This window comes from Pseudomonas sp. NPDC086112, from assembly GCF_044746425.1.
GTDB lineage: Bacteria > Pseudomonadota > Gammaproteobacteria > Pseudomonadales > Pseudomonadaceae > Aquipseudomonas.
This window is the reverse complement of sequence record NZ_JBIVCD010000043.1, coordinates 30783-43671: the sequence shown is the minus strand read 5'-3', so window position 1 is coordinate 43671 and position 12889 is coordinate 30783. Positions and strand designations below refer to the sequence as shown.

Sequence of the window (12889 nt, the reverse complement as noted above, 5' to 3'; positions counted from 1 at the left end):
ATCAACTGCACCGCTGACCAGGCTTTCAACGACGAAGCTGTTGAAACGGCCCACTACCAAAGCGTAGCGGCCTTTAGGGGCGATGAAGGTACCTTCGATGGTCTTCAGGGTCATTCGTTAGATCTCTTAAAGAGCCGGGACGCGTTTTCTACGCGTCCCTCAGTGATGTGTTAACCGCGAATACAGGCCCGCAAATTGCCGGTCATTATTCGGAGGGCACGTATTCTACAACTTCCAGATCGAAACCGGATATCGCATTAAATTTCATCGGCGCACTCATCAGGCGCATTTTGCGCACGCCCAGGTCGCGAAGGATCTGTGAACCCGCACCGACGATGCTGTAGGTGGTCGGTTTTTTCACTGCGCTGTGATCCGCGGTTTCGCGGATATGCGCCAGCAATACGTCGCCATCGAGCGGGTGACCGAGCAACAGCACCACGCCACTGCCAGCCTCGGCAACCGCAGCCATGGCGGCGCGCAGGCTCCAGCGGCCTGGTTGCTTGACCATCAACAGGTCTCGCAGCGGGTCCATGTTGTGTACCCGGACCAGCGTCGGCTCTTCAGCGCACACGGTGCCCAGGGTCAGGGCCATGTGCACATCGCCTTCTACCGAATCACGATAGGTCACCAGGTTGAACTGGCCCAATTCGCTGTCCAGCGGCTGCTCGGCAATCCGCTGAACGGTACGTTCGTGGATCATCCGGTAGTGAATCAGGTCGGCGATGGTGCCGATCTTGATGTTGTGTTCGGCGGCAAACGCTTCGAGTTCGGCGCGACGGGACATGGTGCCGTCGTCGTTCATCACTTCGCAGATCACACCGCTCGGCTCGAAACCGGCCATGCGCGCCAGGTCGCAGGCAGCTTCGGTATGACCGGCGCGGGCCAGCGTACCGCCGGCCTGGGCCATCAGCGGGAAGATGTGGCCGGGGCTGACAATGTCTTCAGCCTTGGCGTCTTTGGCGGCAGCGGCTTGCACGGTGCGCGCACGGTCGGCCGCGGAGATACCGGTGGTCACGCCTTCGGCGGCTTCGATGGACACGGTGAACTTGGTGCCGAAACCGGAACCGTTGCGTGGCGCCATCAACGGCAGCTTGAGCAGTTCGCAGCGCTCGCGGCTCATCGGCATGCAGATCAGGCCACGGGCGTGCTTGGCCATGAAGTTGATGTGTTCAGGCTGGCAGCACTCGGCGGCCATGATCAGGTCGCCTTCGTTCTCGCGGTCTTCGTCATCCATGAGGATGACCATCTTGCCTTGGCGGATGTCTTCAACCAGTTCTTCGATGCTATTGAGCGCCACAAGGCACCCCCCTTCTTTCGAAATTTGAGCTTCAGGATTTGAGGTAGCCGTTGGCGGCCAGAAAGCTTTCGGTGATGTTACTGGACGGCCTTTGCGAAGAGTCAGACTCTGCGGCTTTATCGCCTAAAAGCAGGCGTTCCAGATAACGTGCCAGCAAGTCGACTTCAAGATTCACCCGGCGGCCTGGCTGGTAAGACGCCATGATGGTTTCGCTCAGGGTGTGCGGAATGATGGTCAGCAAGAACTCGGCGCCATCGACTGCGTTCACGGTCAGGCTGGTGCCGTCGACGGTGATCGAGCCTTTATGGGCGATGTACTTGGCCAGGTCTTTCGGGGCACGGATGCGGAATTCCACAGCGCGAGCATTCTCGGTACGGGCAACCACTTCGCCCACGCCATCGACGTGACCACTGACCAGATGCCCCCCCAGACGCGTGGTCGGGGTCAGGGCTTTTTCCAGATTCACCGGGCTGCCGCTTTTGAGGTCATTCATAGCGGTGCAATCGAGGGTTTCGCGACTGACGTCTGCCGCAAAGCCATTGCCCGGCAATTCAACCGCGGTCAGGCACACGCCATTGACGGCAATGCTGTCGCCCAGCTTTACGTCGCTCAGGTCGAGCTTGCCGGTTTCTACGTAAACCCGCACATCTCCGCCTTTTGGGGTCAATGCGCGAATACTGCCGATGGATTCGATGATGCCGGTAAACATGGAGTCCTCCTCGAGAACAGAGCCAGCGCTAGAGCAATGGCCAGGAATTATACGCTCGCCGATGGCACAGGGATGGCAGTGACTCGCCAGTCATCGCCAACCGCACGGATTTCGGTGATTTTGAGCTCGGGCGCGTCTTTCATCTGCGCCAGTGGCCAGTCCAGTAAGGGTCGGGCCGAGGAGCCGAGAAACTTGCCCGCGATGAAGATCTGGAATTCGTCCACCAGCCCGAGCTGGGCAAACGCGCCAGCCAATCGCGGGCCGGCCTCGACCAGCACGTCATTGACGCCACGGTTGGCGAGTTCGACCAGCAACTGATGCAGATCGACCTGGCCATCATCGCCCGGCACGATCAGGCATTCCGGGCCGTTGGCGTACTGTTCTTCCACCGCGACACACGTGGCGACCAGTGCCGGACCCGCCTTGAAGAACGGTGCATTCAGCGGCACCCGCAGGCGACCGTCGATCAGCACGCGAAGCGGCGGACGGCTCATGGCCAACGCGGTCTGTTCAGCGTCCAGACCCAACTCGTCGGCACGCACGGTCAAACGCGCGTTGTCCGCCAGTACCGTGTCGGCGCCGGTCAGCACCACGCTGGCCTGGGCGCGCAAACGCTGTACCGCCGAACGCGCCGCCGGCCCGGTGATCCACTGGCTCTCGCCGCTTTCCATCGCCGTGCGACCGTCGAGGCTCATCGCCAACTTGACCCGCACGAACGGCAAGCCATGTTCCATACGTTTGAGGAAGCCTTGATTGAGCTTGCGCGCCTCGCCTTCCAGCACGCCGCTTTCAGTGGCGATACCGGCCTGGGCCAGACGCTGCAGACCGCGACCGGCGACTTCCGGGTTCGGGTCCTGCATCGCCGCAACGACGCGCGCCACACCGGCATTCACCAGCGCATCGGCGCAGGGCGGCGTACGGCCGTGGTGGCTGCAAGGTTCGAGGGTCACGTAAGCCGTGGCGCCCCGCGCCTTGTCGCCAGCGACGCGCAGGGCGTGAACTTCAGCGTGCGGTTCGCCGGTGCGCACATGCCAGCCTTCGCCGACAATCTGCCCGTCACGCACCACCACGCAGCCAACCCGGGGGTTGGGATGCGTCGTGTAATGACCTTTGCGCGCCAGTTCCAGGGCCCGGGCCATGTAATGCGCATCGAGGATGGCTTGTTCGGGAGGTGTGGTCATTCTTTCACCGGCTCACGGGCGAGGCGATCGATCTCTTCGCGGAACTCGTTGAGGTCCTGGAAGCGTCGGTACACCGAAGCGAAGCGGATATAGGCGACTTCATCAAGCTTCTTCAGCTCGGCCATCACCAGTTCGCCGACCACGAGGGATTTGACCTCGCGTTCGCCGGTGGCGCGCAGTTTGTGTTTGATGTGCACCAGCGACGATTCGAGGCGCTCGACACTCACCGGGCGCTTCTCCAGCGCCCGCTGCATGCCGGCACGGAGTTTTTCTTCGTCGAACGGCTGGCGACTGCCGTCGGTTTTGATCAGGCGCGGTAACACCAGTTCAGCGGTTTCGAACGTCGTGAAACGCTCGCCGCAGGCCAGGCATTCACGCCGGCGGCGCACCTGTTCGCCCTCGGCGACCAGACGCGAGTCGATGACCTTGGTGTCGTTGGCACCGCAGAAGGGACAGTGCATGGTGGCAGGCAACAAAAAATGGGAGGGCCATGGTAGCGCATCCCCGTGGCAAGACAAGCCATAGGGTTTGCGGTATACAGACTGGCTGTCTATGGATTTCGCTTGCTGGAGCCGCCAATGTCTTTACGACCACTCATTTTGCTCAGTCTTTTCAGCCTGTTGGTGGCCTGTGGCAGCGATGCGCCCAAGCCCCAGCCGCCAACGCCCGGCCCTGCACCGCAACAGGCGCAGAAGAAAGCCAAGGCGTCGACCGAACTCGGCCCCCTGCCGGCTTATCAACGTGAATTGAGCGGCACCCTGCAGGGCGTGCCGGCCGGTGCCGAAGTCGAACTGGCGTTGCTGGTGATCGACGAAAAGGATCGTCCGCAACTATTGCTCGCCAGTTCCAGCCTGATCGGCACCAATCAGGTGTTGCCGTTTCGCCTGCGTTTCAACCCCGAGTCCTTTCCGGCCGGTGCCCGCGTCGAGCTTCGTGGTCGCGCCAGCCAGTCCGGGCAGTTGATTCTGCATCTGCCGGCGCAAATGATCACACAGCCAACCACCCAGGCATTGGGTCAGCTGCAATTCGTCAAAGCGCCATGATTGCACCGCTCGACCTGCAACAGGCGTTGGGTGAACTGCTTGGCGATGCACAGCTTATTGCTTGTGAATTACCAGGCACCGAGCTGAAACTCTGGCTGATCGACGGCGACAACATGGATCGCGCCTTCAGCCCGGAAGAAACCCGGCGGATTCTTCACGAGCCGCCATATTGGAGTTTCTGCTGGGCCAGCGGGCTGGCCGTGGCTCGCTATCTCGCCGAGCACCCGCAATGGGTCGAAGGCAAACGGGTGCTGGATTTCGGCGCCGGCTCTGGGGTCGCCGGGATTGCGGCGGTGAAAGCCGGGGCACTGGAAGTGGTGGCCTGTGACCTGGACCCGTTGGCGATTGCCGCGTGTCGGGCGAACGCCGAACTCAATGGCGTGCAGCTCAGCTACTCGACGGACTTTTTCACCGAGGCCGATCGGTTTGATCTGATTCTGGTGGCCGACGTGTTGTACGACCGGGCAAACCTGCCGTTGCTCGACGAGTTTCTCAGCCGTGGCCGGGAAGCGTTGGTGGCGGATTCGCGCGTGAGGGATTTTCGCCATCCGTTGTATCAGCGCATCGAAATGCTGGAGGCAATGACCTTGCCGGATCTGGCCGAACCCGAAGAGTTTCGGTATGTGAGCCTCTATCACGCGCGGCGTGGCTAGCTAAAAGCTTCGCGGGCAAGCCTCGCTCCTACAGGTCCGCGCTGATTTCAAGATCGACACCAACCCTGTAGGAGCGAGGCTTGCCCGCGAAGGCGTCCCGTCGGGCAGCACACCTCTCAATGGCACACCGCTTCCGGCCACCCCCCACCAAGCCTTATAGTGACCAAATCCACGCTTTTACGAGATCCCCCATGAGTCAGGAAACGCCGTACATTTTCGACGCCACGACTGCCGATTTCGACCAGTCGGTGATCGAGAACTCTTTTCACAAACCGGTGCTGGTGGATTTCTGGGCCGAATGGTGTGCGCCGTGCAAGGCCTTGATGCCGATGTTGCAAACCATCGCCGAGAGCTATCAGGGCGAGTTGCTGCTGGCCAAGGTCAATTGCGACATCGAGCAGGACATTGTTGCGCGCTTCGGCATTCGCAGTCTGCCGACTGTGGTGCTATTCAAGGACGGTCAGCCGGTGGACGGTTTTGCCGGTGCACAACCGGAATCGGCTGTGCGCACGATGCTCGAACCCCACGTGCAAATGCCGCCGCCCGCTGCGGCCGACCCGTTCGAACAGGCTCAGGCGCTGTTCGATGATGGCCGTTTCGCCGACGCCGAAGCCACCCTCAAAGTATTACTGGCTGAAGACAACACCAACGCCAAGGCGCTGATCCTCTACGCCCGCTGCCTGACTGAGCGCGGCGAACTGGGTGAAGCGCAAATCGTGCTCGACGCGGTCAAGACCGATGAGCACAAGGCTGCCCTGGCCGGCGCCAAGGCGCAGATCCAGTTCCTCGGTCAGGCCAGGGATTTGCCGGATGCGGCAGACCTGAAAGCGCGTCTGGCGAAAAATCCGCAGGACGATGAGGCCGTCTATCAACTGGCGATCCAGCAACTGGCCCGTCAGCAATACGACGCGGCGCTGGATGCCCTGCTAAAACTGTTCATCCGCAATCGCAGCTACAGCGAAGGCTTGCCGCACAAGACCTTGCTGCAGGTGTTCGAACTGCTGGGCAACGATCACCCGCTGGTGACCACGTACCGTCGCAAGTTGTTCGCTGCTCTCTATTAACGTCAAAAGATCGCAGCCTTCGGCAGCTCCTACAGGGGAATACAGATCCCGCGTAGGAGCTGCCGAAGGCTGCGATCTTTTTTGCGGCTTACTCGATCCGTCCGTGTGAACCCGATTACTACGCGGGCTCGATCCAGTGGTACAGCGGCGTATCCCCGCCGCTCACCACTTTGACGCCTGCACAGTGGCGCAAGCGCACCAACAAGCGCTTGCCCGCCGCTGCGCTGCCCGTCAATCCTTCCAGCTGCTCCAGCAAATCCGGCCCGCTCAATTGTCCGGCCTTGCGTAGTAACTCTTGGGCGATCTGCCACAGCGCATCGTCCTGATTCACCGGTTTGGCGGGCGCAACACTCGCCTCGGGTTTTGCTGCCTGCAACTGCGCACCGAGCTGCGCCCAGTCGCCTTCATCGAGCTCCAGTGTCAAATCCACCGGCCAGTCGCCGATGCTTCCGCGTATTCGCAACATAAGTCTGCTCCTGCCCATACCTGACTCGCATGCTCCCATGGGTCTTGCGCAACGCCAAGCAGACGGTCAAACTCACCGCACTTTCGTTATAAGATTACATAACAAACTTTTCATTTTACTTTCCGGAGATCCGTCATGCGCCGTCTGCTGCTCGCTTTGCCGTTTGCCTTGTTGCCGCTGGCTGTCGCCCATGCGGCGGTCGAGCATGATCACGATCATGATGAACATGGCAGCCTCAGCGCCCACGAACATGGCGTCGGTCGCCTGAATGCCGCGCTGGATGGCCAGACTCTGGAGCTGGAGCTGGAAAGCCCGGCGATGAACCTGGTGGGTTTCGAACACGCCGCTACCACCGACGCCGACAAGGCCAAAGTCGCCGCCGTCCGCGCGCAGCTGGAAAAACCGCTGGTGCTGTTCAATCTGCCAAAAGCCGCCGGTTGCGTGGTCGCGACTCAGGAACTGGAAAGCCCGCTGTTCGGTGACAAGCCGGATGCCGATGACCATGATGAAGAAGAGGCCAAGGATGGTCATGAGCATCACCATGACCACAGCGAAATCCATGCCCATTACCAATTCAGCTGCTCGGCTCCGGGCGCACTGAAGACCCTGGACCTGGCGAATATCTTCAACACATTCCCGGCCACCCAGAAGATTCAGGTACAACTGATCAGCCCGAGCGGGCAGCAAGGGGTTGAAGTGACGGCCAAGGCGGCCGCCCTGAAATTCTGATCCGACACCATCCCCTGTAGGAGCGAGGCTTGCCCGCGAAAACGATCTGACAGTCGACATCATTGTTGAATGTAAAGGTCTCTTCGCGGGCAAGCCTCGCTCCTACGGAGATCGGTGTTGAATGTGAAATTGAGACAAACCCATGAAATCGGCGCCATGACCCAAGCACTCATCGAACTGTCCGACCTGAGCTTCAGTTGGCCCGGGCATCCGCCGTTGCTGGACATCCCGGCGTTCCGCCTGGAACCCGGTGAAACCCTGTTCCTCAAAGGCCCCAGCGGCAGCGGCAAGACCACCCTGCTGGGCCTGCTCGGCGGTGTGCAAAAGCCTGATCGCGGCAGCATCCGCCTGCTCGGCCAGGAGCTGACCGAACTCTCCGCCGGTGCCCGCGACCACTTCCGGGTCGATCACACCGGCTACATCTTCCAGCAGTTCAACTTGCTGCCGTTTCTCTCGGTACGCGAGAACGTCGAGCTGCCCTGCCACTTCTCCAAGCTGCGTGCCGAACGGGCGAAACAGCGACACGGCAGCGTCGATCAAGCCGCGGCCACCCTGCTCGCCCACTTGGGCCTGAAGGATGAAAACATCCTCAGCCGCCGCGCCGATTCGCTGTCCATCGGCCAGCAGCAACGGGTCGCCGCAGCGCGCGCGTTGATCGGTCAGCCGGAACTGGTGATCGCCGACGAACCGACCTCGGCGCTGGACTACGACGCCCGCGAGAACTTCATTCGCCTGTTGTTCGCCGAATGCCGAGAAGCCGGGTCGAGCCTGTTGTTTGTCAGCCATGACCAGAGCCTCGCGCCGCTGTTCGATCGCCACCTGTCGCTGGCCGATCTCAATCGCGCCGCCACCCCGTCCGAGGTTTGAGATGTATTTGTTTCGTCTAGCCATGGCCAGCCTGGCTAACCGTCGCTTCACCGCGATCCTTACCGCGTTCGCCATCGCCCTGTCGGTCTGCCTGTTGCTGGCCGTGGAGCGGGTGCGCACCGAGGCCAAGGCCAGTTTCGCCAGCACCATCAGCGGCACCGACCTGATCGTCGGCGCGCGTTCCGGCTCGGTGAACCTGCTGCTTTATTCGGTGTTCCGCATCGGCAACGCCACCAACAACATCCGCTGGGACAGCTTTGAACATTTCGCCAACAACCCGAAAGTGAAGTGGGCGATCCCGATGTCCCTCGGCGATTCCCATCGCGGATATCGGGTGATGGGCACCACCGGGGCGTACTTCGAGCATTACCAGTACGGCCATCGACAGCACCTCGAACTGGCCGACGGCCGCGCCTTCGCCAGCGATCCATTCGAAGTGGTGCTCGGCGCCGAAGTGGCCGATGCACTGCATTACAAGCTCGGCGACAAACTGGTGTTGGCCCATGGCGTGGCGGTGATCAGCCTGGTCAAACACGACGACAAACCGTTCACCGTGGTCGGTATTCTCAAACGCACCGGCACCCCGGTGGACCGCACGCTGCACATCAGCCTCGGCGGGATGGAAGCGATTCACGTCGACTGGCACAACGGCGTGCCGGCGCGCGGTAATGGCCGGATCAGTGCCGACCAGGCGCGCAACATGGACCTGACGCCACAAGCGATCACTGCGTTCATGCTCGGCCTCAACAGCAAGATTTCGACGTTTGCGCTGCAACGGGAGATCAACGAATTCCGTGGCGAACCGATGCTGGCGATCCTGCCGGGTGTGGCATTGCAGGAGCTGTGGAGTTTGATGAGCACGGCGGAAAAAGCCTTGTTCGTCGTCTCGCTGTTCGTCGTGCTCACCGGGTTGATCGGCATGCTCACGGCGATTCTCACCAGCCTCAACGAGCGGCGCCGCGAGATGGCGATTCTGCGCTCGGTCGGCGCTCGGCCGTGGCACATCGCGACCTTGCTGGTGCTGGAAGCCTTTGCCCTGGCGTTGTCCGGAGTAATTGCCGGTGTGGCGCTGCTGTATGTGTGCATCGCTGTGGCGCAGGGTTACGTGCAGGCGAATTACGGCTTGTACTTGCCGCTGGCCTGGCCGAGTGAATATGAATGGACGCTGCTCGGTGGCATCCTGATCGCCGCGCTGCTGATGGGCAGCGTGCCGGCCTGGCGTGCTTATCGCCAATCCTTGGCCGATGGCCTGTCGATCCGACTATGAGGACGTTAATGATGCCCCGCGCTGTGCTTGCGCTATTGATGCTGGTTGCCCTTCCGCTGTGGGCGGCCGAGCCGAAGGACCTGACCTGGTCGGAAATGATCCCGCCGGATGCGGCGCCAGAAGTGCCGAACATGACGCCGCTGCATGACCTGTCGAAGATGAGCGATGCGTTGTCCGCAGAATCGGCCCCGGCCGCCAAGCAGGACATGCCGAATGCGCCGGTGGTGAAGAGCCTCGACGGCAAGAACATTCGTTTACCGGGGTACATCGTGCCGCTGGAAGTCAGCGAAGAAGGCCGCACCACGGAGTTTCTGCTGGTGCCATATTTCGGCGCCTGCATCCATGTGCCGCCGCCACCGTCGAACCAGATCGTGCATGTCAAAAGCGAAGTCGGCGTGAAGCTTGATGAGCTGTATCAGCCGTACTGGATCGAAGGGGCGTTGCAGGTGAAAGCATCCACCAGCGAGTTGGCGGATGCCGGGTATCAGATGGAGGCGGACAAGATTTATGTGTATGAGCTGCCGGAGTGACCGGTAGTTTTGTTTTGATAGTGAGGACGCCTTCGCGGGCAAGCCTCGCTCCTACAGAGGCCACGCAAGCCCCGTAGGAGCGAGGCTTGCCCGCGAAGAGGCCATCAAGGTTGCGCAAAAATCAAGGCCATCACTGTTTCATTGAGCTGAATCAAAAGACCGTATCAGTTGGATCCCTACCATTGGACATCGAACATTTTTAACGTCCTTTGGAGCCCCCATGCACAAGTCCAAGCTCTGCGCTTCGCTGTTCGCCCTCGCGCTCGCAGCCCCGCTCGCCCATGCCCACACCGCCGGTGACATCATCGTTCGGGCCGGTGCGATCACCGTCAACCCGGAAGCCGACAGCTCCAGCGTCAAGGTCGATCAAGGCCCGCTGAAGGGCGCCGATCTGGGTGGCAAGGCCACCATGAGCAGCGACACCCAACTGGGCTTGAACTTCGCCTACATGATCACCAACAACCTGGGGATCGAACTGCTCGCGGCCTCGCCGTTCGAGCATGACGTGAAGCTCAAAGGCACCGCTCTCGGCGCCGCCAACGGCAAACTCGGCACTCTCAAACACCTGCCGCCGACCCTGAGCCTGGTCTACTACCCACTGGATTCCAAGTCCGCGTTCCAGCCGTACATCGGCGGCGGTATCAACTACACCTGGATCTACGACGAGCACGTCGGCAGCGAAGCCGCCGCCAACGGCTTCAGCAACTTCAAGGCGGAAAACTCCTGGGGGCTGGCCTGGCAGGTCGGTGCCGATTACATGCTGACCGAAAACGTAATGATCAACGCCCAGGTGCGCTACATCGACATCGACACCACCGCGACCGTGGAAAACAACGCCGTCGCACCGGGCACCCGGGCCAAGGTCGACGTCGATGTGGACCCGTTCATTTACATGGTTGGTTTGGGTTACAAATTTTAATCAACACTTGTCCGGCCTTTGTGGCGAGGGAGCTTGCTCCCGCTGGGCTGCGAAGCGGCCCCAAAAAACTGCGAGCGCTGCGCACTCGAACGGGAGCAAGCTCCCTCGCCACAAGGAACTGCATCGGCCACAAAAAAGGCGCCTTCAACGGCGCCTTTTTCATGGCTGTGTAAAACCTCAGTGCCCCAGCAACCGCGCCAGGCCGACACTCATCGGCGTCTGCTGCGGGTAGGTAAAGCGCTCCAGCAAACGTCGGTTGTTCGCGCGTGAATGGCGGATGTCACCGGAACGAGCCGGGCCGTAGCTCACGGGTGGCAGCTTGCCGACCACCGCTTCAAGGGCTTCAAGCATTTGCTTGAGGGTCGTCGCCTGATTCCAGCCGACATTCACCGCGCCGACTTCGACCTGCGGTTTCTCGATGGCTTGCACCAACACGTCCACCAGGTCCTCGACATAGACAAAATCCCGAGTCTGCTCGCCATCGCCAAACACGGTGATCGGCAAGCCTTTCTGCGCGCGCTCGCTGAATATGCTGATCACCCCGGAATACGGCGAGGACGGATCCTGGCGCGGGCCGAAGATGTTGAAGAAGCGGAAAATCACCGGTTCCAGACTGTGCTGGCGACGATAGAAATCGAAGTAATGCTCGCTCGCCAATTTGTCCGCCGCGTACGGCGTCAACGGCGCCTTGGGCGTGTCTTCGTCGATCGACTCGCCTTCGCCATTATTGCCGTAGACCGCCGCGCTGGATGCGAACAGCACCCGTTTGACGCCGGTCTGACGCATGGCTTCGCAGATATTCAGCGAACCGATGAAATTGCTCTGGTGAGTCTTCACCGGATCATCCACCGAAGCCTGCACCGAGGCTACCGCGGCCAGGTGCGCAACAGCGCTGCAACCGACCATCGCCTGCGCCACCAATGCGGCATCGGCGACATCGCCCACGATCAGTTCGACGAGGGGATTGTCCAGCGGCAGGTTGCTGCGTTTGCCGGTAGAGAGGTCATCGAGAATGCGCACCGAATGCCCTTTGGCAAGCAAGGCGTCGGTCAGGTGCGAACCGATGAAACCGGCGCCGCCGGTGATTAAAACAGGGCTGTCAGCCATGGCGATAAAACCTATCCAGTAAGCCCGGGAGTGCCGCGCGCCAGGCGCGGGGCTTGATCCCGAAAGTGTGCAGAATTTTCTTGCAGGCCAGCACCGCGTGTTGCGGTTCTTCGGCGGCGTCGGGCCGCGCGGCGTGAGCCTGGGCGGTCGGTGCTTCGATGGCCAACGGGTGCAGGGCGCGTGCTTCGGTAAGAATCGCCTGCCCCAGTGCCAACGGTGTGGTCGCCTCATGCCCGGCGTAGTGGTAAGTACCCCACAGCGGCGCGGAGCAATCGAGTTGCTTGAGCACTGAAATGATCACCCGGGCGGCATCGTCCACTGGCGTCGGATTACCGCGACGGTCATCGGCCATCAGCAGTTCTTCAGCTTTCTCGGCCCGGGCCAGGAACCGCCCGAGGGTGCCGTCGGGGCTGTCATCGAGCAGCCAGCCGAAACGCAGCAGCACGTGCTGCGGACAGGTGGCGCGCACGCTTTGCTCGATTCGCCACAAGGCCTGACCGCGCAGGCCCAGCGGTACCGGTTCGTCTTTTTCGCTGTAGGCGGTCGCCCGGGAGCCATCGAATACGCGATAACTCGACGGTTGCAGCAGCACGATGTTGTGATGCTGGCACAGCTCGGCCAGCCGTTCGATGGCTCGCTCCTGCCCGGCCAGACGCTGCTCACTGACGGTCTCCGCCTGGAACCAGTCAAAATAGTAGGCGAGATTGATCAACGCATCCGGACGGGTATCGTCGAGCAGTTGCGTCAGGCTCGCGGCGTCCCAGCCGTCTTGTGGTGGGCGGGGGGCGAGGAAACCGATGTCTTCCTCCGCACCGAGGCGAATCAGCGCCTGCCCAAGGGCATTTCCGCCGCCCAGTAACATAAGGCGCATTCGCATAGAGTCAGCAGGCCCAGTCTGATTGGAACGATGGCTTTATCGACAGCGCCCGCAGGCGATGTCCTCAATAATTGCCGGAATCGTTGCATTTTGCGGGTTTAGTGCGCAACCGTCATCCGTAAAGTGTAGTTCCGTCGGATTGGGTTGACCCTGCTGGCCCCTTCGCGAGCAAGCCCGCTC

16 protein-coding genes and 1 pseudogene are annotated in these 12889 nt (G+C 61.2%); 9 read left to right on the top strand and 8 right to left on the bottom strand.

Going from position 1 to position 12889, the window contains the following annotated elements; all coding sequences use genetic code 11:
- The 5 genes and pseudogenes from ribH to nrdR all read right to left on the bottom strand — a co-directional run.
- Positions 1-114: pseudogene (ribH, locus tag ACIPLA_RS23890) on the bottom strand (6,7-dimethyl-8-ribityllumazine synthase); the annotation flags it as partial.
- A gap of 91 nt (positions 115-205) precedes the next feature.
- Positions 206-1297, bottom strand: coding sequence for a bifunctional 3,4-dihydroxy-2-butanone-4-phosphate synthase/GTP cyclohydrolase II (gene ribBA / locus ACIPLA_RS23885; RefSeq protein ID WP_007906834.1), 1092 nt, complete (start codon positions 1295-1297; stop codon positions 206-208).
- A gap of 31 nt (positions 1298-1328) precedes the next feature.
- Positions 1329-2006, bottom strand: coding sequence for a riboflavin synthase (locus ACIPLA_RS23880; RefSeq protein ID WP_123720561.1), 678 nt, complete (start codon positions 2004-2006; stop codon positions 1329-1331).
- Positions 2007-2053: 47 nt separating this feature from the next.
- On the bottom strand, positions 2054-3187 hold the full coding sequence (gene ribD / locus ACIPLA_RS23875) for a bifunctional diaminohydroxyphosphoribosylaminopyrimidine deaminase/5-amino-6-(5-phosphoribosylamino)uracil reductase RibD (RefSeq protein WP_218398881.1): 1134 nt from the start codon (positions 3185-3187) through the stop codon (positions 2054-2056).
- The gene (gene nrdR, locus ACIPLA_RS23870) at positions 3184-3648 is read right to left on the bottom strand and encodes a transcriptional regulator NrdR (protein WP_007906838.1); all 465 of its coding nucleotides are present in this window, start codon (positions 3646-3648) and stop codon (positions 3184-3186) included. Before nrdR ends, ribD begins: the two co-directional genes overlap by 4 nt.
- Before the next feature lie 117 nt (positions 3649-3765).
- Between nrdR and ACIPLA_RS23865 the strand changes: the two genes are divergently transcribed.
- From ACIPLA_RS23865 to trxA, 4 genes are read left to right on the top strand one after another with little or no spacing between them, the layout of a single operon-like run.
- A complete protein-coding gene (locus ACIPLA_RS23865) occupies positions 3766-4230 on the top strand; it encodes a YbaY family lipoprotein (RefSeq protein ID WP_218398882.1) in 465 nt (154 codons plus the stop codon).
- Positions 4227-4883: a class I SAM-dependent methyltransferase gene (locus ACIPLA_RS23860; RefSeq protein ID WP_401176462.1), complete on the top strand. Its 657-nt coding sequence runs from the start codon at positions 4227-4229 to the stop codon at positions 4881-4883. The genes ACIPLA_RS23865 and ACIPLA_RS23860 overlap by 4 nt, the downstream gene beginning before the upstream one ends.
- A 52-nt stretch (positions 4884-4935) precedes the next feature.
- Positions 4936-5043, top strand: a complete 108-nt coding sequence (locus ACIPLA_RS23855) for a hypothetical protein (protein WP_401176490.1) — start codon at positions 4936-4938, stop codon at positions 5041-5043.
- A gap of 31 nt (positions 5044-5074) precedes the next feature.
- Complete coding sequence (trxA, locus tag ACIPLA_RS23850) at positions 5075-5947, top strand: thioredoxin (RefSeq protein ID WP_052967072.1); 873 nt, start codon at positions 5075-5077, stop codon at positions 5945-5947.
- Positions 5948-6065: 118 nt separating this feature from the next.
- Here trxA and ACIPLA_RS23845 read toward each other — a convergent pair whose 3' ends face one another.
- Positions 6066-6413: a hypothetical protein gene (locus ACIPLA_RS23845; protein WP_218398884.1), complete on the bottom strand. Its 348-nt coding sequence runs from the start codon at positions 6411-6413 to the stop codon at positions 6066-6068.
- A gap of 135 nt (positions 6414-6548) precedes the next feature.
- Here ACIPLA_RS23845 and ACIPLA_RS23840 point away from each other — a divergent pair, with 135 nt between their 5' ends.
- The 5 genes from ACIPLA_RS23840 (at position 6549) to ACIPLA_RS23820 (ending at position 10725) form a co-directional block, all read left to right on the top strand.
- Entirely contained in the window at positions 6549-7142 is a 594-nt protein-coding gene (locus ACIPLA_RS23840; protein ID WP_218398885.1) for a DUF2796 domain-containing protein, read from the top strand.
- A gap of 156 nt (positions 7143-7298) precedes the next feature.
- Positions 7299-8009 (top strand): ABC transporter ATP-binding protein, encoded by a 711-nt coding sequence (locus tag ACIPLA_RS23835; protein WP_401176457.1) that lies wholly within the window; start codon positions 7299-7301, stop codon positions 8007-8009.
- Position 8010: 1 nt separating this feature from the next.
- Entirely contained in the window at positions 8011-9276 is a 1266-nt protein-coding gene (locus ACIPLA_RS23830) for an ABC transporter permease (RefSeq protein ID WP_218398887.1), read from the top strand.
- Between the two features lie 11 nt (positions 9277-9287).
- Positions 9288-9806, top strand: coding sequence for a DUF3299 domain-containing protein (locus tag ACIPLA_RS23825; RefSeq protein ID WP_123720598.1), 519 nt, complete (start codon positions 9288-9290; stop codon positions 9804-9806).
- Positions 9807-10026: 220 nt separating this feature from the next.
- Positions 10027-10725 (top strand): OmpW family protein, encoded by a 699-nt coding sequence (locus tag ACIPLA_RS23820; protein WP_218398888.1) that lies wholly within the window; start codon positions 10027-10029, stop codon positions 10723-10725.
- 177 nt (positions 10726-10902) lie between these two features.
- On the opposite strand, the gene ACIPLA_RS23815 is transcribed toward ACIPLA_RS23820, so the two are convergent.
- Positions 10903-11832, bottom strand: coding sequence for an NAD-dependent epimerase/dehydratase family protein (locus tag ACIPLA_RS23815; RefSeq protein WP_218398889.1), 930 nt, complete (start codon positions 11830-11832; stop codon positions 10903-10905).
- Positions 11825-12709, bottom strand: a complete 885-nt coding sequence (locus ACIPLA_RS23810) for a sugar nucleotide-binding protein (protein ID WP_218398890.1) — start codon at positions 12707-12709, stop codon at positions 11825-11827. The genes ACIPLA_RS23815 and ACIPLA_RS23810 overlap by 8 nt, the downstream gene beginning before the upstream one ends.
- Positions 12710-12889 lie beyond the last annotated feature (180 nt).

Bases quoted from the DNA above. Each gene is read 5' to 3' on its own strand.
- ACIPLA_RS23840 (WP_218398885.1), top strand. From the start codon at position 6,549: ATGCGCCGTCTGCTGCTCGCTTTGCCGTTTGCCTTGTTGCCGCTGGCT.
- trxA (WP_052967072.1), top strand. From the start codon at position 5,075: ATGAGTCAGGAAACGCCGTACATTTTCGACGCCACGACTGCCGATTTC.
- ACIPLA_RS23820 (WP_218398888.1), top strand. From the start codon at position 10,027: ATGCACAAGTCCAAGCTCTGCGCTTCGCTGTTCGCCCTCGCGCTCGCA.
- ACIPLA_RS23860 (WP_401176462.1), top strand. From the start codon at position 4,227: ATGATTGCACCGCTCGACCTGCAACAGGCGTTGGGTGAACTGCTTGGC.
- ACIPLA_RS23845 (WP_218398884.1), bottom strand. From the start codon at position 6,413: ATGTTGCGAATACGCGGAAGCATCGGCGACTGGCCGGTGGATTTGACA.
- nrdR (WP_007906838.1), bottom strand. From the start codon at position 3,648: ATGCACTGTCCCTTCTGCGGTGCCAACGACACCAAGGTCATCGACTCG.
- ACIPLA_RS23810 (WP_218398890.1), bottom strand. From the start codon at position 12,709: ATGCGAATGCGCCTTATGTTACTGGGCGGCGGAAATGCCCTTGGGCAG.
- ribD (WP_218398881.1), bottom strand. From the start codon at position 3,187: ATGACCACACCTCCCGAACAAGCCATCCTCGATGCGCATTACATGGCC.
- ACIPLA_RS23835 (WP_401176457.1), top strand. From the start codon at position 7,299: ATGACCCAAGCACTCATCGAACTGTCCGACCTGAGCTTCAGTTGGCCC.
- ACIPLA_RS23825 (WP_123720598.1), top strand. From the start codon at position 9,288: ATGCCCCGCGCTGTGCTTGCGCTATTGATGCTGGTTGCCCTTCCGCTG.
- ACIPLA_RS23830 (WP_218398887.1), top strand. From the start codon at position 8,011: ATGTATTTGTTTCGTCTAGCCATGGCCAGCCTGGCTAACCGTCGCTTC.
- ACIPLA_RS23815 (WP_218398889.1), bottom strand. From the start codon at position 11,832: ATGGCTGACAGCCCTGTTTTAATCACCGGCGGCGCCGGTTTCATCGGT.
- ACIPLA_RS23880 (WP_123720561.1), bottom strand. From the start codon at position 2,006: ATGTTTACCGGCATCATCGAATCCATCGGCAGTATTCGCGCATTGACC.
- ACIPLA_RS23865 (WP_218398882.1), top strand. From the start codon at position 3,766: ATGTCTTTACGACCACTCATTTTGCTCAGTCTTTTCAGCCTGTTGGTG.